17 protein-coding genes and 1 pseudogene are annotated in these 17,070 nt (G+C 74.9%); 10 read left to right on the top strand and 8 right to left on the bottom strand.

The features are described from left to right. The 3 genes and pseudogenes from GQS09_RS20190 to GQS09_RS20180 all read left to right on the top strand — a co-directional run. Window positions 1–420, top strand: a pseudogene (locus tag GQS09_RS20190) (hypothetical protein); the annotation flags it as partial. Between the two features lie 17 nt (window positions 421–437). After that, window positions 438–1,223 carry a response regulator transcription factor gene (locus tag GQS09_RS20185; protein ID WP_279577768.1) on the top strand — a complete coding sequence of 262 codons (786 nt, stop codon included), beginning with the start codon at window positions 438–440 and terminating at the stop codon, window positions 1,221–1,223. Window positions 1,224–1,249: 26 nt separating this feature from the next. Next, window positions 1,250–2,506 (top strand): HAMP domain-containing sensor histidine kinase, encoded by a 1,257-nt coding sequence (locus GQS09_RS20180; RefSeq protein WP_165988297.1) that lies wholly within the window; start codon window positions 1,250–1,252, stop codon window positions 2,504–2,506. Window positions 2,507–2,647: 141 nt separating this feature from the next. Here GQS09_RS20180 and GQS09_RS20175 read toward each other — a convergent pair whose 3' ends face one another. Then, entirely contained in the window at window positions 2,648–3,646 is a 999-nt protein-coding gene (locus GQS09_RS20175) for a zinc-binding dehydrogenase (protein ID WP_165988294.1), read from the bottom strand. Between the two features lie 208 nt (window positions 3,647–3,854). Between GQS09_RS20175 and GQS09_RS20170 the strand changes: the two genes are divergently transcribed. Beyond that, a complete protein-coding gene (locus tag GQS09_RS20170) occupies window positions 3,855–4,517 on the top strand; it encodes a pentapeptide repeat-containing protein (protein ID WP_165988293.1) in 663 nt (220 codons plus the stop codon). 213 nt (window positions 4,518–4,730) lie between these two features. Here the strand turns inward: GQS09_RS20170 and GQS09_RS20165 are convergent, their stop codons facing one another. Next, window positions 4,731–5,306, bottom strand: a complete 576-nt coding sequence (locus tag GQS09_RS20165; protein ID WP_165988290.1) for a TerD family protein — start codon at window positions 5,304–5,306, stop codon at window positions 4,731–4,733. Between the two features lie 196 nt (window positions 5,307–5,502). Here GQS09_RS20165 and arfB point away from each other — a divergent pair, with 196 nt between their 5' ends. Continuing rightward, entirely contained in the window at window positions 5,503–5,946 is a 444-nt protein-coding gene (gene arfB, locus GQS09_RS20160; protein ID WP_165988288.1) for an alternative ribosome rescue aminoacyl-tRNA hydrolase ArfB, read from the top strand. A 79-nt stretch (window positions 5,947–6,025) separates the two neighbouring features. On the opposite strand, the gene GQS09_RS20155 is transcribed toward arfB, so the two are convergent. Continuing rightward, window positions 6,026–6,526, bottom strand: coding sequence for a flavin reductase family protein (locus tag GQS09_RS20155; protein ID WP_313896237.1), 501 nt, complete (start codon window positions 6,524–6,526; stop codon window positions 6,026–6,028). A 360-nt stretch (window positions 6,527–6,886) separates the two neighbouring features. On the opposite strand from GQS09_RS20155, the gene cdgB reads away from it, so the two are divergent. Together cdgB and GQS09_RS20145 are read left to right on the top strand one after the other, a co-directional pair. Beyond that, on the top strand, window positions 6,887–8,434 hold the full coding sequence (gene cdgB / locus GQS09_RS20150; protein ID WP_165988284.1) for a diguanylate cyclase CdgB: 1,548 nt from the start codon (window positions 6,887–6,889) through the stop codon (window positions 8,432–8,434). 110 nt (window positions 8,435–8,544) lie between these two features. Further along, window positions 8,545–9,534: a hypothetical protein gene (locus tag GQS09_RS20145; protein WP_165988282.1), complete on the top strand. Its 990-nt coding sequence runs from the start codon at window positions 8,545–8,547 to the stop codon at window positions 9,532–9,534. A 60-nt stretch (window positions 9,535–9,594) separates the two neighbouring features. On the opposite strand, the gene nagA is transcribed toward GQS09_RS20145, so the two are convergent. Both nagA and GQS09_RS20135 read right to left on the bottom strand, forming a co-directional pair. Next, window positions 9,595–10,785, bottom strand: coding sequence for an N-acetylglucosamine-6-phosphate deacetylase (gene nagA / locus GQS09_RS20140; RefSeq protein WP_165988280.1), 1,191 nt, complete (start codon window positions 10,783–10,785; stop codon window positions 9,595–9,597). Next, window positions 10,782–11,690, bottom strand: a complete 909-nt coding sequence (locus tag GQS09_RS20135; protein ID WP_165988303.1) for an ROK family protein — start codon at window positions 11,688–11,690, stop codon at window positions 10,782–10,784. The genes nagA and GQS09_RS20135 overlap by 4 nt, the downstream gene beginning before the upstream one ends. Window positions 11,691–11,926: 236 nt before the next feature. On the opposite strand from GQS09_RS20135, the gene GQS09_RS29720 reads away from it, so the two are divergent. Together GQS09_RS29720 and otsB are read left to right on the top strand one after the other, a co-directional pair. Continuing rightward, entirely contained in the window at window positions 11,927–12,253 is a 327-nt protein-coding gene (locus tag GQS09_RS29720) for a DUF3263 domain-containing protein (protein WP_165988277.1), read from the top strand. A gap of 97 nt (window positions 12,254–12,350) precedes the next feature. Then, window positions 12,351–13,184 carry a trehalose-phosphatase gene (otsB, locus tag GQS09_RS20125; protein ID WP_165988275.1) on the top strand — a complete coding sequence of 278 codons (834 nt, stop codon included), beginning with the start codon at window positions 12,351–12,353 and terminating at the stop codon, window positions 13,182–13,184. Window positions 13,185–13,280: 96 nt separating this feature from the next. Here the strand turns inward: otsB and GQS09_RS20120 are convergent, their stop codons facing one another. Together GQS09_RS20120 and GQS09_RS20115 are read right to left on the bottom strand one after the other, a co-directional pair. Continuing rightward, a complete protein-coding gene (locus tag GQS09_RS20120) occupies window positions 13,281–13,961 on the bottom strand; it encodes a DUF1707 and DUF4190 domain-containing protein (RefSeq protein ID WP_243761596.1) in 681 nt (226 codons plus the stop codon). Window positions 13,962–14,078: 117 nt separating this feature from the next. Then, a complete protein-coding gene (locus GQS09_RS20115; protein WP_165988273.1) occupies window positions 14,079–14,648 on the bottom strand; it encodes a DUF1707 and DUF4190 domain-containing protein in 570 nt (189 codons plus the stop codon). Between the two features lie 312 nt (window positions 14,649–14,960). On the opposite strand from GQS09_RS20115, the gene GQS09_RS20110 reads away from it, so the two are divergent. Then, window positions 14,961–15,236: a hypothetical protein gene (locus GQS09_RS20110; protein WP_313896236.1), complete on the top strand. Its 276-nt coding sequence runs from the start codon at window positions 14,961–14,963 to the stop codon at window positions 15,234–15,236. Between the two features lie 64 nt (window positions 15,237–15,300). Here the strand turns inward: GQS09_RS20110 and GQS09_RS20105 are convergent, their stop codons facing one another. Next, window positions 15,301–16,806 (bottom strand): trehalose-6-phosphate synthase, encoded by a 1,506-nt coding sequence (locus GQS09_RS20105; protein ID WP_165988271.1) that lies wholly within the window; start codon window positions 16,804–16,806, stop codon window positions 15,301–15,303. Between the last annotated feature and the right edge of the window lie 264 nt (window positions 16,807–17,070).

Genomic DNA, 17,070 nt, shown 5'->3' with positions numbered 1-17,070 from the left:
GGCTGCGCGGGCCCGTCCGGCGCCGCCGGTACCGCCGCCGGCACCGGCGGCGGCCTGCGGGTGGAGGGCGACGCCCCGACCGCGCGCCTGCACGCCGGGCCGGTCTACGTCAGTGATCTGGCGGCCCAGCCGCTGCGCCGCCCCGAGCGGTTCGGCATCACCGAGTTCGTCTCCGTCAGCGGGCTGCGCTGGGAGTCCTGGGACGAGCCGGTCGCCACCGCCGAGGGCATGGTGGCGGGCACCTGGTGCCTGCCGGACTGCCTGGACCGTCCGTATCCGGCAACCGTGGAGCTGCGCGAGCCGGTGCCCTTCGAGGCCGTCTACTACTACAGTCGCGCCACCGTGCGCTCCCCGGACCTGCCGCCCGAGCTGGCCGAGGAACTGCTCGACTTCCCCCTGAACATCCCCCACCAGGAGTGAACGGAGCACGTATCCCCATGGCGGACGGCGGCGGCATGGACGACGGCGGCGCCTCCCCCGGCACCCCGGCCGCGGCCCGGGTGCTGCTGGTGGAGGACGACGCCGTGCTGCGCGAGGCCACCGGCCTGGTGCTGGAGCGGTACGGCTTCCTGGTCCGCACCGCCGAGGACGGCCTGACCGGGCTGGAACTCTTCCGCGGCCATCCGCCCGACGTGGTGCTGCTGGATGTGATGCTGCCGGTGCTGGACGGGGTGAGCGTGGTGCGCCGCATCCGGGAGACCAGCCGCGTCCCGGTGCTGATGATCTCGGCGCGCACCGACCCGCTGGACGTGGTGCAGGGACTGGAGNCGGTGCTGATGATCTCGGCGCGCACCGACCCGCTGGACGTGGTGCAGGGACTGGAGGCCGGGGCCGACGACTACGTCACCAAGCCGTACGACACCTCGGTGCTGGTGGCCCGGATCCGGGCGGCGCTGCGCCGGGCCGCGCCGGCGCCCGGCGGGGCGTCCGCCGCCGCGCCCGTGCTGCGCTTCGGTGATCTCACGGTGGACCCGCGGGGGATGGAGGTGCGGCGCGACGGGGTGCCGCTGGAGCTGACCCCCACCGAGCTGAAGCTGCTGCTGGTCTTCGCCGGCGAGCCGGGCGTGGTGCTGGGCCGCGCCACCCTGCTGGAGCGGGTCTGGGACTACGCCTGGGGCGGGGACACCCGGGTGGTCGACGTCCATGTGCAGCGGCTGCGCGGCAAGATCGGCCACGACCGGATCGAGACCGTGCGCGGCTTCGGCTACAAGCTGCGCCGCTGAGGCGCCGACGGAGCCGGGAGCGGGCGATGGGGCTGCGGATCAAGCTGGCGCTGCTGGTCGCCGGGGTGACGGCGGTGGTGGTGGGCGTGCTCGGGCTGCTGGTGCACGAGCAGACCGCGCACCGCCAGCTCGACCAGGCCCGGCAGGCGCTGGACGCCCGGCTGGTGGCGGGCGCCCGGCAGCATGCGGTCCGGATGGACGGCGGGGTGCTGGTGGACCCGCAGGACCTGCCGTCCGCGCTGCGCCGGGCGGTGACCGCCGACCCGGTCCGGGCCACGTATCTGGACCGCGGCGGGGAGGAGCCGGTGCTGTGGGCCGCCACCGTGCTGTCGTATCCGGAGGGGGACGGACGGGACAGCGTGCTGCTCGCGGTGCGCGAGTCCTACCGGCCGCAGGCGGAGGCGCTGGCCGCCCTGGACCGCACGCTGGCCGGGGCGGGAGCGGTGGCCATCGCGCTGGGCAGCCTGCTGGGTGTGGTGGCGGCCGGTGTCACCGGGCGGCGGATCGGCCGCTCGGCGCGTACCGCGCAGCGGATCGCGGGCGGCGACCTGTCCGCCCGGGTGCGGCCGGGGCGCGGCCGGGACGAGATCGCCCGGCTGGGCGCGGCGGTCAACACCATGGCGGACGCCCTGGGCGCGCGGCTGGAGGCGGAGCGGCGGATCACCGCGGACATCGCGCACGAGCTGCGCACCCCGGTGGCCGGGCTGGTCACCGCGGCCGAACTGCTGCCGCCGGGGCGCCCCACCGAGCTGGTGCGGGAGCGGGTGGCCAGCCTGCGGCGGCTGGTGGAGGACGTGATCGAGGTGGCGCGGCTGGACTCCGACGGGGTGGAGCAGGCGGTGTTCGAGAACTGCCGGACCGCCGAGCTGGCCCGCCGCGCGGTGGCCGCGCACGCCGCCGAGCTGCCGTCGGCCGTGCCCGCCGGGCTGGTGGTGCGGGCGGACGCCGAGGTGCGGACCGATCCGCGGCGGGTGGCCCGGATACTGGCCAATCTGCTGGCCAACGCCGCCCGGCACGGCCGGCCGCCGGTGGTGGTGGAGGTGGCGGGGCCGGTGCTGCGGGTACGCGACCACGGGCCCGGGTTTCCGGCGGAGCTGCTGGCGCAGGGACCGCTGCGGTTCCGCACCGGGGCACCGGAGCGGGGGCAGGGGACCGGGCTGGGCCTGACCATTGTCACCGGCCAGGCCCGGCTGCTGGGTGCCACCGTCACCTGGTCCAACGCCCCCGCCGGCGGGGACGGAAGCGCCGGCGGGGCCGTGGCCACGCTCCGCCTGCCGCACTGACGGACGAGCCGTCTGCACCCGGTGCGCCTCCCGCTGTGTCTCCCGCTGTGTCTCCTGGTGCGTCTCCTGGTGCGGCTTCTGGTGCGGCTTCTGGTGCGTCTCCCGGTGCGCAGCCCGGCGGGGGCCGGGGAGGGGAGGGGCTCAGGGGATGAGCACCACCTTGCCGACCGTTGCCCGGGACTCCAGGGCCCGGTGCGCGCGGGCGGCCTCGTCCAGCGGGAAGTGGTGCACCAGCGGGCGCAGGGTGCCGTCCGCGGCGAGTTCCATGGCCTGCTCCTCCAGGGCCCGCAGGTTGTCGAGGATCGCCGGGCCGAGGACGGTCTCGGCGGTGAGGGAGCGGGCCCGCAGCTCCTCGTCGGTCATCCGCGCCGGGTCGCCGGAGCCGTCGAAACCGGGCACCGAGGCCCAGCCGTAGCGCAGGTGGCGTCCGCCGGGGGCCAGCAGCCCGGCGGCGTCCCGGGCCAGAGTCCCGCCCACGCCCTCGAACAGCAGCGTGGCCGGGCGGTCCCCGAGCTTCCGGCGCACCTCCTCCGGCCAGCCGGGGCGGTTGTAGTCGACGGCCAGATCGGCGCCGAGGTCGGCCGCGGCGGCGGTCTTGTGCGGGCCGCCCGCCGCGGCGACCACGGTGGCGCCGCGGTGCCGGGCGTACTGCACCAGCAGCGAGCCGATGCCGCCGGCGGCGGCCAGCACCAGCACGGTGTCCCGCGGGGCGGGGCCGGGTGCGGCGGCGCGGAGCACACCCATGGTGGTGCGGCCGGTGCCGATCATGGCCACCGCCCGGTCGGAGGACAGCCCGTCCGGAAGCCGGTGCAGCCGTGCGGCGGCCGTCACCGCCCGGTCCGCGTAGCCGCCGGGGACCGTGCCGAGGTGAGCGGCCACCCGGGCGCCCAGCCAGGCGGGGTCGGTGCCCGGGCCCAGCGAGACGACCGTGCCGGCCACCTCGCGTCCGGGAACGGTGGGCAGCTCGGGGAGCGGGAACCGGCCGCCGCCCCCGCCCTGGCGGAGCACGGTGTCGACCAGGTGGACCCCGGCGGCGGCCACCTCGATCAGCACCTCGCCCGGCCCGGGCTCGGGGTCGGGGAGGGTTTCCGGCAGCAGGTTCTCGGGCGGACCGAAGCGGTGCAGTCGGACGACGCGCATGTCAGCTCTCCTCCGTTGCGGGACCGCTGTGCCGCGGCCCGTCGGCATCCATCCTTCGACCTCAACCGAACTTCAGGTCAACTGCGCGCGCCGCGCTCATGGGCACCGCGCTCACCGGCACCCCGCGCTCACCGGCACCGCGCGGCGGCCCTGCCCCGGAGCGCCCGGCCGGGCGGCCGTGTCAGTGGCGGTCCGCATACTGGCGGCCATGGCACAGAGGATCCGCGCACCGCGGCTGCCCGAGGTGGCGCTGCCCGCCCTGCGGGCGGCGGAACCGTCCGACCGTCCCTCGGCCGACGGGGGCTACGACTCCCTGGAGTTCACCGACGCCGGATGGTCGGGCCTGCGGGCCCGCGGCGCGGCATTCCTGGAATGCGCGATGCGCGGCTGCGCGCTCGACGACGCCGATCTGCGCCGCGTCCGCCTCACGGACACCGTGCTGGAGGGAGTGACGGGGGCCGGCGTCCAGCTGTCCGAGGCGGTGCTGCGCGATGTCGAGCTGCTGGACGCCAGACTCGGCGGCGTGCAGCTCGGCGGTGCGGGGCTGAACCGGGTGCTGATCCGCGGCTGCAAGATCGACTACCTCAGTCTCCGGCAGTCCCGCCTCACCGACGTCACCTTCCAGGGCTGCACGCTGATCGAGCCCGACTTCGGCGGGGCGCGGCTGGAACGGGTGTCCTTCGCCGACTGCGAGCTGCGCGGCGCCGACTTCTCCCACGCCGTGCTGCGCGACACGGATCTCCGCGCGGCCTCCCGGCTGGAGATCGCGCGCGGCGTCGACCGCCTGGGCGGCGCCGTGATCACCCCCGCCCAGCTCCTCGACCTCGCCCCCGCCCTGGCCGGCCACCTCGGCATTGCCATCCAGCCCTGACGCGCCGGATCGACCGGAAGGCGAACACGGCGACGCTCCACAGCGAGCCGTCCGGTTCGGAGTACGAGCAGCAGGAGTCGCTGCCGCTCACGGAGCGGGTGCGGTTGCCGTCGCCGCCGGGGTTCGAGCTGCCTCTCGGCGATGCGGGGTGACGGGCGCACAGGAGTGTGCCCCCGGCCGGGGCCGGGGGCACGGTGAGGCGGTGCCGGGTGGTCAGACGTTGACCCCGAAGTCCTGGGCGATGCCGACGAGGCCGGAGGCGTACCCCTGGCCCACGGCGCGGAACTTCCACTCGGCGCCGTGCCGGTACAGCTCGCCGAAGACCATGGCGGTCTCGGTGGAGGCGTCCTCGGTGAGGTCGTAGCGGGCGATTTCCGCGCCGCCGTTCTGGTTCACCACCCGGATGAACGCATTGCGCACCTGGCCGAAGTTCTGGCCGCGCGAGTCGGCGTCGTAGATGGAGACCGGGAAGACGATCCGCTCCACCTCCGGGGAGAGGCCCTCCAGGAAGACGTTGATCTGCTCGTCGTCGCCCGAGCCCTCACCGGTGAGGTTGTCGCCGGTGTGCTGGATGGACTGGTCGGGCGACATCAGGTTGTTGAAGAAGACGAAGAAGCCGTCGTTGACGACCCTGCCGCCGGCGTTCAGCGCGATGGCACTGGCGTCGAGGTCGAAGGCGGCTCCGGTGGTGGTGCGCACGTCCCAGCCGAGGCCGATGGTCACGGCTTTCAGGCCCGGCGCCTCCTTGGTCAGTGAGACGTTGCCGCCCTTGCTCAGGCTTACAGCCATGAAGATCCCTTTCCTTGGCGCTCGCGGGGCGCGCAGGGTATCCGTCCGTCCTGTTGGTCCCTGCCGACGTTACCGCCCCTGGGGACAACGAGGGGAGAAGACGGAGCGTTCCGTCGCCGCAACGCCGATCCGCCGGTGTCCGGCGGACGCCGGTACGCCGATAACGGGGTGCGGGTGCGGGGGTGCGGACGCGAGGATGGAACGCATGTCCGGTCCTTATGTCATCCGTGGCTCGGTCTGCCTGCCGGAGCCCGAGCTCCGCTGGCGTTTCTCCCGCTCGTCGGGACCGGGCGGCCAGCATGTGAACACCAGCGACACCAGGGTGGAGCTCTCCTTCGATCTGGCCGGCACCCGGGCGCTGCCCGAGGTGTGGAAGGAGCGGGCGCTGGAGCGGCTGGCCGACCGCCTGACCGACGGCGTGCTGACCGTGCGGGCCGCGGAGCACCGCTCGCAGTGGCGCAACCGGGAGACCGCGGCCGTGCGGATGGCCGCCCTGCTCGCCGAGGCCACCGCGCCCCCGCCCAAGGCACGCAGGCGCCGCCCGGTGCCCGCCGGGGTCAGGGAGCGGCGGCTGCGGGAGAAGAAGCGCCGCGGAGAGCTCAAGCGCGGCCGGGGCCGGGCGGGCCCCGCCTGGGACTGACCCGGGACTGACCCCTGGGACTGACCCCCGGGACTGACCCCTGGGGCTGACCCCCGGGCGCGGCCTCCCGGCCCGCAGCTCAGCCCAGGGCGCGGTAGCGGCTGCGGTAGTACAGCAGCGGCCCGCCCTCGGCCGCGGGGAGCCAGACGCCGATCACCCGGGCCACCACCAGGGTGTGGTCGCCGGCCGCCACCCGCTGCTCGGTGCGGCACTCCACGCCCGCCAGCGCCCCCTCCACCAGCGGCGCGCCCGTGGCCTCGCCGAGCACGTGCGGCACCTCCTGGAACAGCAGCCGGTCGCTCACCCGCCCCTTCATGGCGAACCGCCCGGCCAGCGCCCGCTGCCGCTCCGAGAGCAGCGAGGCCGCCCACAGCGGCTGCCGCTCCAGCAGCTCCTCCATCCGCGACCCGGTGCGCACGCTCACCAGCACCAGCGGCGGCTCCAGCGAGACGGACAGGAACGCCGTGGCCGTCATCCCGGCGGGCGCGCCGAACGGCCCGTCCTCCTCGTCGTGCGCGGTGACCAGGACCACACCGGCCGCCAGCCGTGCCAGGGCACCGCGGAACTGCTCCTCGGTCACCTCTCCAGCATGGAGGACGCCGGTACGGCCGGTGCGGTGGCCGTCGGGGGCGCCGTCCGGGCGGTGCGGGCCGCTCTGAGGGCTGTGGTGCGCGCTGATTGACACATCAGTAACGTAACCGCCGTCGCCGGGCTCCCGCATCGGGCGGAGGGACCAGGACCCCCGACCGAGGGCCCCCGGGGGCCCCGGAAAACCGGACGGATTCCGGCCGTCGCCGGTGGGCCCGGCCGCCGTGTCGCACCAGGGCAGTGTGACATGAGTCACAGCGCCCCACTAATTGCTGACCCTGTGTACCGATCGAACAGCTCCCTGTGATTCAGTGGCGTGTGTATCTGCACGTGCATCTGGGCCGGGGGAGTGATGGGAACGGACACGGAGCCTTACGTTCGTCTCGCGTCGCTGCGGGAGCTGCACCAGGTGGTCGCCCGTCTCAATCACGCACGCAGCATGGCCGACACTCTCCAGACCATCGCCAACGGCGCCGTGGAGGTCCTCGGATTCGAACTGGCCGCCGTCAATCTGGTCCGCACGGACGGAGACCTGCTGGTCGCGGCCGTGGCCGGCAGTGAGGAGGCGGAGGCCGCGCTCGCCGGACGGACCGGTTCCCGCGAGGCGTGGGAGCGCCGCCTGTCCATGGGGGAGGACTGGGAAGGGCTGCGCTTCATCCCCTACACCGAGGGCTGGGTGCTGGACGACGACGACGTCCCCCAGTGGCACACCACCGGCCCGGCCCCGCGCTACCCGGACGAGTGGCACCCCATGGACCGCCTCTTCGCCCCGATGTACGCCTCCGACGGCGAGCTGCTCGCCGTGCTCGCCCTGGACCAGCCGCGCAACGGCCGCCGCCCCGGCCCCTGGGGCCGCGAGGCCCTCGCCCTGTACGCCTCGCAGGCGGCCATAGCCGTCTCCAACGCCCGTCTGCGTGCCAACATGCAACGCGCGCTGATACGCCTGGAGCGGGAGAAACAGGCGTTGCGCGCGAGCGAGGAGAGCTTCCGCCAGGCGTTCGAGTACGCCCCCAGCGGCATGGCCATCGTGGAGATCGGCGGCGAGGACCACGGCCGCCTGATGCGGGTCAACGACGCCCTCAGCCGCCTGCTCGGCCGCCCCGCCCCGGTGCTGTGCCGCTACAGCTTCGCGGACCTGGTGCATCCCGAGGACACCGCCGTGCTGCTGCGCACCTCCCCGGACGGCGGGCGCGCCGAACTGCGGCTGGCCCGCCGCGACGGCAGCTACTGCTGGGTCTCGCTGCGCAACTCGGTGGTCGCCGACACCGGCGGTCCGTTCCTGCTCACCCATGTCGAGGACATCGAGGACCGCAAGCGGCACGAACTGGCCCTGGCCCACCGGGCCAGCCACGACGCGCTCACCGGCCTGCCCAACCGGGCCGAACTGCGCACCCGGCTGGGAGCCAGGATCTGCGACCGCCCCGAGTACGACCCCTCCGGCGACGGCTACGACGGCCACGAGCACGTCTGGGAGCCGGACGCCCCCTACAGCGACGGCAAGGGCCTGGCCGTCCTCTTCTGCGACCTGGACGGCTTCAAGGGCATCAACGACCGCCACGGCCACCAGGCCGGGGACGAGGTGCTCAAGGAGGTCGCCCGGCGCCTGCAGCGCCTGGTCCGGGAGAACGACACGGTGGCCCGGCTCGGCGGTGACGAATTCGTGGTGCTGGCCGACGGCCTCGGCCTGGCAGACGCCTCCGACCTCGCGGTACGGCTGCGCAACGCGATCATCCCGCCGATCCGGATAGAGGGGCGCACGGTCCGGGTCGGCGCCAGCTTCGGCATCGGCTGGGCCGCCTGCGGCATGACCACCGAACAGATACTGGAATCCGCGGACCAGCGGATGTACATCGAGAAGCGGTCCCGCTACCAGGGCGGCAACCGCCGCCGGGCCTCCTGATCCCCGTGCCGGCGGTGTCCGGGTGACCTGGGCGACGGATGCTGTCGCCCGAAAGGGGTAGGCTCGCGCCCGAAGGATTCGAGGGTGGGGAACGTGAAGGAGCGCAGGCGATGAGCGCGGGCAACAACGGGATGGGCGGTGCGCCCGAGGGAGACGACCCGTTCGGCTACCTCTACCGCCAGGACGGCGACGGGCAGGGCCCCGCGCCGCAGGCGCCTCCGACCTACCAGCAGGTGCGGCCGGTCGGTGAGCGCCAGTACGGCCAGCGGGCCGCGGGCGGCATGGGGGCACCTCCCCTGTCCGCAGGGCATGGCGGATACCCCCAGCAGCAGTCGCCGGACGCCCGCTACGCCGCCCCGGAAGCCGTTCCCGGCAGCCCCTACGGCGGCGGGCGCCGGGCCGAGGGTCTCGGCCCGGACGGCGGTGAGGAGCCGCCGCGCCGCAACGGCCTGCTGATCGGTGCCATCGCCGTGGTCACCGCGGTGGTCCTCGGCGTGGGCGCGGCCATCCTCTTCAGCGGCGACGACTCCGGGAACGACCCCTCCGCCGACGGCGGCGACACCACCGGCGAGAACGAGGACCCGGCCGACGACGCCGGGAACCAGCAGGGCGAGGCACCGGCCGAGGAGGACCCGAAGGACGGCGAGGAAGAGGAGGAGCCGATCGAGTTTCCCGAGGCCGGCCTCGGCTCCCTCACCCTGACCGGGGGTGCCGTCCTCGCCGGCGACGTGGCCAACGCCCGCTCCGCCGACGGCACCTACGTGGGCGGTCTGAACAACACCGGCGCGACCGTCGCCTGGACCTTCGACTTCGAGGGCGACCCCGGTACCTACCGGATGTATGTCGGCTACTCGGTCGCCAAGGGTGACCAGAAGATGAGCTTCGCGGTGAACTCCCAGTCGGAGATCCGCACCGACCTCAATCTCAAGGACTACGCCAAGAACGACGCCTTCGACAAGAACTGGGTCCGGACCTGGAACAACGTCGAGCTCGTCACCGGGCAGAACGTCATCTACATCGGCTGCGACAAGGGCGACAAGTGCGATGTGCTGATCGACAAGATCCTCATCGCCGAGAACGAGGACATCCCCCAGTGGTGACCCGGGCGGCCGGCCCGGGGGCACCCCCGGGCCGGCCGCCCGTGCCGCTGCGGCGCCGGATCAGGCGCCCGCAGGGGGACGCAGCCAGGTGCCCCTGCGCATCACCGCGGTGACCCGGAAGGCGTCGTCCAGGACCACCAGGTCGGCGTCCTTGCCCGGGGCCAGTGAGCCGACCCGGTCGTCGATGCCGAGCATCCGGGCCGGGGTGAGGGACAGCGCGGTGACCGCGTCCGTGACGGCCAGACCGTCCAGGGTGACCGCCCGGCGCAGCGCACGGTCCAGGGTGAGGGTGGAACCGGCGATGGCTCCGCCCTCCACCAGCCGGGCCACCCCGTCCTTGACCTCCACCTCCAGCGGGCCCAGCGGATAGCGGCCGTCGCCCATGCCCGCCGCGCCCATGGCGTCGGTGATGAACGCCACCCGCCCGGCGCCCGCCTCCCGGAAGGCCAGCTGGAGCACGGCCGGGTGCAGGTGCGTGCCGTCGTTGATGAGCTCCACGGTCACCCGCTCGTCCTCCAGCAGCGCCGCGATCGGCCCCGGATCGCGGTGTGCCAGCGGCGCCATGGCGTTGAACAGGTGGGTGGCCACGGTGGCTCCGGCCTCGATGGCCTGCCGGGTGATGGTGTAGTCGGCGTCGGTGTGGCCGACCGCCGCGATGACTCCCAGGTCGCGCAGCAGGCGGACCGAGTCCAGGCCGCCGGGCAGCTCCGGCGCCAGCGTCACCATGACGGCCGTGCCGCGCGCCGCGTCGATCAGCTTGCGCACCGCCGAGGGGTCCGGGTCGCGCAGCAGCGACGGCTGGTGCGCACCGCAGCGGTTGCGGGCGATGAACGGCCCCTCGAAGTGCAGGCCGGCCAGTTCGCCGTCCTCCACCAGTTCGGCCAGCACCCCGGCCTGCTGGGCGAGGTCGCCGAGATCGCCGGTGACGGTGGAGGCGGCCATGGTGGTGGTGCCGTGCCGGCGGTGGGTCGCCAGCACCCGCAGCGCCTCCTCGTGCGTGCCCGCGGAGAACGAGGCCCCGCCGCCGCCGTGCGCGTGCATGTCCACGAAGCCCGGTACGACCCAGTGCCCGGAAAGGTCGACCGCGTCGGTGGGAGCGCTCCCGGGCAGGGGCGCGGAAGAAGCCGGGGCACCGGGCCCGGCTTCCTCGATACGGGTGCCCAGGACGGTGATCCGGCCGTTGTCGGCGACGCCCGTGGGCAGCACCACCCTGGCTCCGGTGAGCACGGTGCGCCGGCCATCTGTGGTCATGAGTACACATCCTCCGCGGAGTTGTCGTGGTGGCGGCTCTCCCAGGCGAGCAGTCCCGCGCCCAGGCACCCCGCGGCGTCCCCGAGGGCCGCCGGAACGATCGTGGGGTGATGCTGAAAGGCGATCCGGGCGGCGACGGCCTCGCGCAGCGGCACGAAGAGCGTGTCGCCCGCCTCGGCCAGCCCGCCGCCGACGATCACCACGTCCGGGTCGAGCAGGGTGATGCCGATCAGCAGCCCGTCGGCCAGCGCCGCCACGGCCCCCTGCCAGACGCGCACGGCGGCCGGATCGCCGGACGCCACGGCGCGCGCCGCGTCCGCGGCCGTGGCCCGCGGATCGCCGCACTCGGCGGCCCAGGCCCGGCCCACCGCGGCGGCCGAGCACAGGGTCTCCAGACAGCCGCGCTGTCCGCAGCCGCACGTCTCGCCGCCCGGACGGACGATGATGTGGCCGATCTCCCCCGCTCCGCTGTGCGCGCCCGCCTCGACCCGGCCGTCGATGCCGATCGCACCGGCGATCCCGGTACCCAGCGCGACGAACAGGAACCGTGCGGCGCCCGCGCCGGCGCCGAGCCGGCCCTCGGCCAGACCGCCGGAGCGCACGTCATGGCCCACGGCGACCGGGATGCCGGCCAGCCGCTCGCCCAGCAGGCGGCGCAGCGGCACCTCCCGCCAGCCGAGGTTGGCGGCGTAGCGGACCGTACCGGCGGCCTCGTCCAGGATGCCGGGGACCACGATGCCCGCGGCGGCGGGCTCCCGGCCGTACAGGTCCAGACCGGTGGCGTGGAGCTGCTCGGCAAATTTCAGGACGCCGTCCAGCGTCTCCTCGGGGCCGCCGTCCCGGGCGGTCGCCCGGCGGGCGCGGTGCAGTTCGGTGCCGTCGCGCGCGAGCAGGGCCGCTTTCATGCCGGTGCCGCCGACGTCGATCGCGATGACGTACTCGGGCCGGCCGGCGGGGCCGCCGGGGACGGACTCGGTGAGCGGTGGAGTCACGGGCACAGTGTCGCCCGAAAGGAGGAGAAAGGTCTAGTCCAGTGTGCTGGAGTGTCAGCATTGTTTCCCTACCCTTGCGCAGAGCGACGGATTCCCGGCCGGGCCGGGATGCTTTCCGCCCGCCGGCAACCGGTTCGTACGATGAGGGAGTGAGCAGCAGCAGCGACGAGCACGAGCCGGAGCCGGAGCCCGGGCAGGAGGCGGCGGGGCGGGGCGAAGGCGACGGGGAAGCCGGGGAAGCCGGGGGACGGCCCGGTCTGTCGGAGCGGGACCGGGCGGTGCTGGAGCTCGCCGGGCGCAACTGGTCCGGCCGCGCGGCCTGGGACCGGGCGATCCGCGAACACCTGGACATGTCCCCGACCCGCTACCACCAGTTGCTCAACGCCCTGCTGGACGACCCGCGGGCACTGGCCCACGCCCCGGTCACGGTCAACCGGCTGCGCGCCCGCCGCGACGAGCGCCGCGCCGCCCGCTGAACCCGGCCGCGCCACACCGGCGCCGCCCCCGGTCCGCACACCGCCCGCCGCGAGGCGCACTACTGCCGCACGGGCCGCGCGCATAGGCTCGGCAACCATGGACAGCCTCCCCGAACCGACCACCGCAGAGGGCCGCGAAGGACTGGCGGCCGTCCTCGGCCAGCCGCACCGCGCCGTGGTGGCGCTCGACTTCGATGGCACGCTGGCCCCCGTCGTGGCCGATCCGGAACAGTCCCGGCCGCATCCGGACGTCCTGCCGGCGCTCTCCCGGCTCGCACCGCGGCTCGCCGCCGTCGCCGTGATCACCGGCCGCCCGGCCGCCGTCGCCGCCCGGCTCGGCGGCTTCGCCGGCGCCCCCGGCCTGGAACACCTCACCGTGCTCGGCGCCTACGGCGCGGAGCGCTGGGACGCCGCCACCGGCGAACTGCACACCCCGCCCCCGCACCCGGGCGTCTCCGCCGCCCGCTCCGCGCTGCCCGCCGTGGTCCGGGAACACGGGCCGGACGCGGTCATCGAGGACAAGGGCGGGGCGCTGGCCGTGCACACCCGCCGCTCCGCCGATCCGGCGGGCACCCTGGAGGCGCTGCGCGAGCCGCTGGCCGCGCTGGCGTCCCGCCTCGGACTGGCAGTGGAGCCGGGCCGGCTGGTGCTGGAGCTCCGGCCGCCGGGCATGGACAAGGGCATGGCCCTGGCCGGGCTGGTGACCCGCACCGACCCGGCGGCCGTGCTCTACGCCGGGGACGATCTGGGCGATCTGGCGGCCTTCGAGACCGTGGGAAAGCTGCGCGCCTCCGGCGTGGCCGGGCTGCGGGTGTGCAGCGGCGGCGAGGAGGTGCCGGCGGCGGTCACGGCCGTGGCCGACCTGGTCGTTCCGGGGCCGGCCGGTGTGGCGGCGCTGCTCACCGCCCTCGCCGCCGCCCTGGACCGCTGAGCGTCCGCTCCGGCCCCCGGGGCCGTGCGTGCCGCGCGTACCGCCCGGGAGGGCCGTGCGGCGGCGCGGTGGTGCGGCCCCGGGCGGGCGCCCGCTTCAGAGGGCGGCGGCGAGGGTGAGGAGGAGGACGGCGAAGACGGCGAGGGTGGCGTAGCCGGAGATCACGCCCGCGGTGGCGAAGCCGGAGCCGCTCTCGCCGGTGCGCCGGGTCTCCGCCAGCCCTTTGTGCCCGTAGATCACGGCCGGGACGGCGGTCAGGCCGAGGGTGGTCGGAATCAGCCCGGCGCAGATCCCCGCGATCAGCGCGGAGCCGTTCATCGGCGGCTTGGGCGGCCTCGGACCCGGCCCCGGCGTCGGCGGCCGGATGTGCACCAGGGGAGCCGGATCGGGGCGGGGGACGGGCACGGCAGGCGGGATTGCCGCCGGCTCCGGGCCCTGCGGGAGATCGCCGACCAGCAGCCGCAGATCGGTGTACGTCAGGCAGTGCGGCAGCCGGTCCAGGCGGTCGTCGAGCTCCTGCCGGGACAGCCGCCCCTCGGCGAAGCCGGCCTTGAGCACATCCGCGGTCCGCTGCCGGTCCGCGTCCGAGACCCGCATGGCCCCGGGCTGCGGCGAGGGATACGGCGGGGGAGAGGGCAGCGGCCCGAACCCCGGCCCGAACCCCGGCGCGTGCGGATGGCCCTGCGGGCGGCCCTGCGCGTACCCCCTCGGGTCCCCGGGGTGCTGTCCGTACGGCAGCCCCTGCCGGGGGTGCTCTCCCGGGTAGTGCATCGCCATCCCGCCACTCCCTCCCAACTGCCTCAGCCTACTGCCGGTATCCGCAGCGGGCGCGGGCACAGCGCGGCTGTGGTGCGCGTGCGGGCCCCGGGCCGCTCCCGCGTGTCCCGCGGCCGGCTATCCGCCGGATTCCCCGTCCTGCGGGGCCGGTGCCTCCGCCTGGTCCGCGTGCTGCCCGGTCTCCACGCCGACGTCCACGCTGCCGCTGTCGATGCCGCCGTCGAGCGAGACCGCGGCCACCGCCGTCACGAGGACGAACAGCGCCCAGAAGGCCATCGCCAGATAGCCCAGCACCAGGCCGGCGACGGCCATGCCGTCCCCCTGCTGCCGGGTGCGGCGGATCTCCGCCCGGGCCTTGTGGCCCAGGACCACCGCCGGGACCGCCGACAGGCCGCCGGTGAAGACGGTGAAGATGCCGCAGATCAGCGATGCGGTGGCCGTGCCGTTGGTGGGGCGCGGCGGTGGCACGGAGGCCATGGGCACCGGCGGCGGGGCGGGCTGGGCCACGGCCATCGGCATCGGGCCCTGCGGCAGATCGGCGATCAGTGGCTGGATTTCGGCGTAGGTCATGGCGTACTGGAGCCGGGTGAGCCGCTCGTCCAGCTCCTGCTTGGTGAGCCGCCCCTCGGCGAAGCCGGCCTTGAGGACGTCGGCGGCCCGCTCCCGGTCCGCGTCCGAGGCCCGCATCACCGGCGACGGCGGGTACGGCCAGGCGGGACCCGCGTGCGGTTGCGGTGCCTGCCGCCCGTGCCGCCCGTGCGGACCGACGGGTCCCACCGGACCGCCATGCCACTGCATCGCCATACCGGGCCACCTCTCCCACGTCCGCGTCTGTCTTCCGTGACGCATACCGGGCCGCGGGAGTTCCCTCCCGGACGTCCCGAAGGCGGTGTCCGGCCCCTTTCGGGTGGTTCCGCGTAACCCGAATGGCCCCCGGAGGGATAGGCCGACCGGATGACAGACGCCGCGACGCGGCACAGAACGGCGGAAGGGGCAGCGATGCGCACGACGGACGCACAGGAACGGCGACGGGCCCGGCAGCGCGGGAGCGGACACGGGCGGCGGGCGCTGACGGTCCTGACCGGGCTGGGCCTGGCGGTGGCGGGCACGGTGGCCACGGCCACCAGCGCCTGGGCCGACGAGACCCACTACGGATCGCACAACGGGCCCCGGTGGTCGCTGATCTCCACCGGCCAGATCGACGATCCGCTGGAGGACGTGCTGGAGCACGCCACCCTGTTCGGCCGCACCGTGATGATCGAGTCCGAGCAGTGAATCCCGGTGCCGCCGGGCCGGGGTGATGCCGGGTCCGGGCGCCGGGCGGCGGCCCGGCGGTGACTCACTCGCGCAGCGCCTTGAGCTGGGCCAGGAACCAGCTCTGCGGGGGCAGCGCGGTGGCCGCCGCGGCCAGCCGCTTGCTGCGCTCGGCGCGCTCGTCCTGCGGCATGGTCAGCGCCCGGTGCAGGGCGTGCGCGGTGCCGGCGATGTCGTACGGGTTGATCACCAGGGCGTCGTCGCCGAGTTCGGCGCAGGCGCCCGCCTCCCGCGACAGCACCAGGGCACAGCCGCGCTCGGAGACCACCGGGATCTCCTTGGCGACCAGGTTCATGCCGTCCCGGATCGGGTTGACCAGGGCCACGTCCGCCATCCGGTAGGCGGCCAGGGAGCGTGCGAAGTCGTCCTTGACGTGCAGCACCACCGGCGTCCAGGTGTCCGTGCCGAAGGCGGAGTTGATCTCCTCGGCGAGCCGTGAGACCTCGGCGGTGTACTCGCGGTAGACGGCCAGATCCTGCCGGGAGGGGTAGGCGAAGGCGATGTGCACCACCCGGTCGTGCCACTCCGGACGCTCCGTCAGCAGCCGGCGGTAGGCCAGCAGCCCGCGCACGATGTTCTTGGACAGCTCGGTGCGGTCCACCCGGACGATCGTCCGCCGGCCGCCGACCTGGGCGCGCAGCGCGGCCAGCCGCTCGTCCACATCCGGCCGGTGTGCCCGCTCGCGCAGGAAGCCGGCGTCCGCGCCCAGGCCGTGCACACCGATCCGGGTGGTGCGGCCCTCATGGGTGAGGTGCAGCTCGGTGCCGCGGTCGGTGACCTCGGCGCCCAGCACGGTCTGGCAGCAGGCGGCGAAGGCCTCGGCCCAGCGCCAGGTGAGGAAGGCCGCCCGGTCGCCGCCCAGCATGCCCAGCAGTACCTGGCGGGCGACCGGGTCCGGCAGGATGCGGAAGCCGGCCACCGGCGCCCAGGGGGTGTGGGAGAAGTGCCCGATCCTCAGGTCGGGGCGGCGCTCGCGGAGCAGCCCGGGCACCAGGGTCAGGTGGTAGTCCTGGACCAGGACGGCGGCGCCGGGCGCGGCCTCCTCGGCCAGCGCGTCGGCGAACGCCTGGTTGTAGCGCTCGTAGTGCGCCCAGTCCGCCTCGAACGCGGCGTCGTACACCGGCTCCAGCGGCGTCTGGTAGAGCATGTGGTGGACGAACCAGAGGACGGAGTTGGCGATGCCGTTGTAGGCGGCGTGGAAGGTCTCGGCCGGGATGTCCAGCATCCGCACGGCCTGGCCGCCGGTGTCGGTGCGGTCCAGCAGGCCGGTCCCGCCGGACGCGGCGGCCCGGCGGGCGGCCTCGCGGTCGCCCTCGCCGAGAGCGGCGCACACCCAGGTGCCGGCTTCCGCGCCGAGCGCGCTGAGGCCGGAGACCAGCCCGCCGCCGCCGCGCCGGGCGGTGAGGCCGCCGGAGCCGTCGGCGGCGGGCGAGTAACTGACCGGGCCGCGGTTGGACGCGACGAGTACCTGTCCGGAGCCGGGTGCGGCTCCCTGTCCGGCGGTGCCGGTGGTCTCTCCCGTGGTGACCATGCGCGGAACTTAGCCCACTTCCGTAACAGTCAAACGCTTGTCCTGTGTGTCCGGGATCACGTCTGCGACCTCCCGGAGGTGATCCGGCCACCGTCGCGGAACGGCGCCGCCCCGGTCCAGTTGTATACAGCAGGCTGTTTCCCCGTGGTACCGGGACCCCGGCCCGGCGCTGCTCGCACGGCAGGCAGGCAGGCAGGCGGGCGGGGCGGCGGGGGCGGTGCGGACCGCGTGGCCCGGCCCGCACCGCCCGCACGGCCCGCACGC

The organism is Streptomyces sp. YIM 98790, from assembly GCF_011421595.1.
Taxonomy (GTDB): domain Bacteria; phylum Actinomycetota; class Actinomycetes; order Streptomycetales; family Streptomycetaceae; genus Streptomyces.
This window is presented reverse-complemented; position numbering and strand designations above follow the sequence as displayed.

What these genes read in the sequence shown, in the direction of transcription:
- GQS09_RS20180 (WP_165988297.1), top strand. Translation starts at nt 1,250, where the DNA reads ATGGGGCTGCGGATCAAGCTGGCGCTGCTGGTCGCCGGGGTGACGGCG.
- GQS09_RS20175 (WP_165988294.1), bottom strand. Translation starts at nt 3,646, where the DNA reads ATGCGCGTCGTCCGACTGCACCGCTTCGGTCCGCCCGAGAACCTGCTG.
- GQS09_RS20170 (WP_165988293.1), top strand. Translation starts at nt 3,855, where the DNA reads ATGGCACAGAGGATCCGCGCACCGCGGCTGCCCGAGGTGGCGCTGCCC.
- GQS09_RS20165 (WP_165988290.1), bottom strand. Translation starts at nt 5,306, where the DNA reads ATGGCTGTAAGCCTGAGCAAGGGCGGCAACGTCTCACTGACCAAGGAG.
- arfB (WP_165988288.1), top strand. Translation starts at nt 5,503, where the DNA reads ATGGAACGCATGTCCGGTCCTTATGTCATCCGTGGCTCGGTCTGCCTG.
- cdgB (WP_165988284.1), top strand. Translation starts at nt 6,887, where the DNA reads ATGGGAACGGACACGGAGCCTTACGTTCGTCTCGCGTCGCTGCGGGAG.
- GQS09_RS20145 (WP_165988282.1), top strand. Translation starts at nt 8,545, where the DNA reads ATGAGCGCGGGCAACAACGGGATGGGCGGTGCGCCCGAGGGAGACGAC.
- nagA (WP_165988280.1), bottom strand. Translation starts at nt 10,785, where the DNA reads ATGACCACAGATGGCCGGCGCACCGTGCTCACCGGAGCCAGGGTGGTG.
- GQS09_RS20135 (WP_165988303.1), bottom strand. Translation starts at nt 11,690, where the DNA reads ATGAAAGCGGCCCTGCTCGCGCGCGACGGCACCGAACTGCACCGCGCC.
- otsB (WP_165988275.1), top strand. Translation starts at nt 12,351, where the DNA reads ATGGACAGCCTCCCCGAACCGACCACCGCAGAGGGCCGCGAAGGACTG.
- GQS09_RS20120 (WP_243761596.1), bottom strand. Translation starts at nt 13,961, where the DNA reads ATGGCGATGCACTACCCGGGAGAGCACCCCCGGCAGGGGCTGCCGTAC.
- GQS09_RS20115 (WP_165988273.1), bottom strand. Translation starts at nt 14,648, where the DNA reads ATGCGGGCCTCGGACGCGGACCGGGAGCGGGCCGCCGACGTCCTCAAG.
- GQS09_RS20110 (WP_313896236.1), top strand. Translation starts at nt 14,961, where the DNA reads ATGCGCACGACGGACGCACAGGAACGGCGACGGGCCCGGCAGCGCGGG.
- GQS09_RS20105 (WP_165988271.1), bottom strand. Translation starts at nt 16,806, where the DNA reads ATGGTCACCACGGGAGAGACCACCGGCACCGCCGGACAGGGAGCCGCA.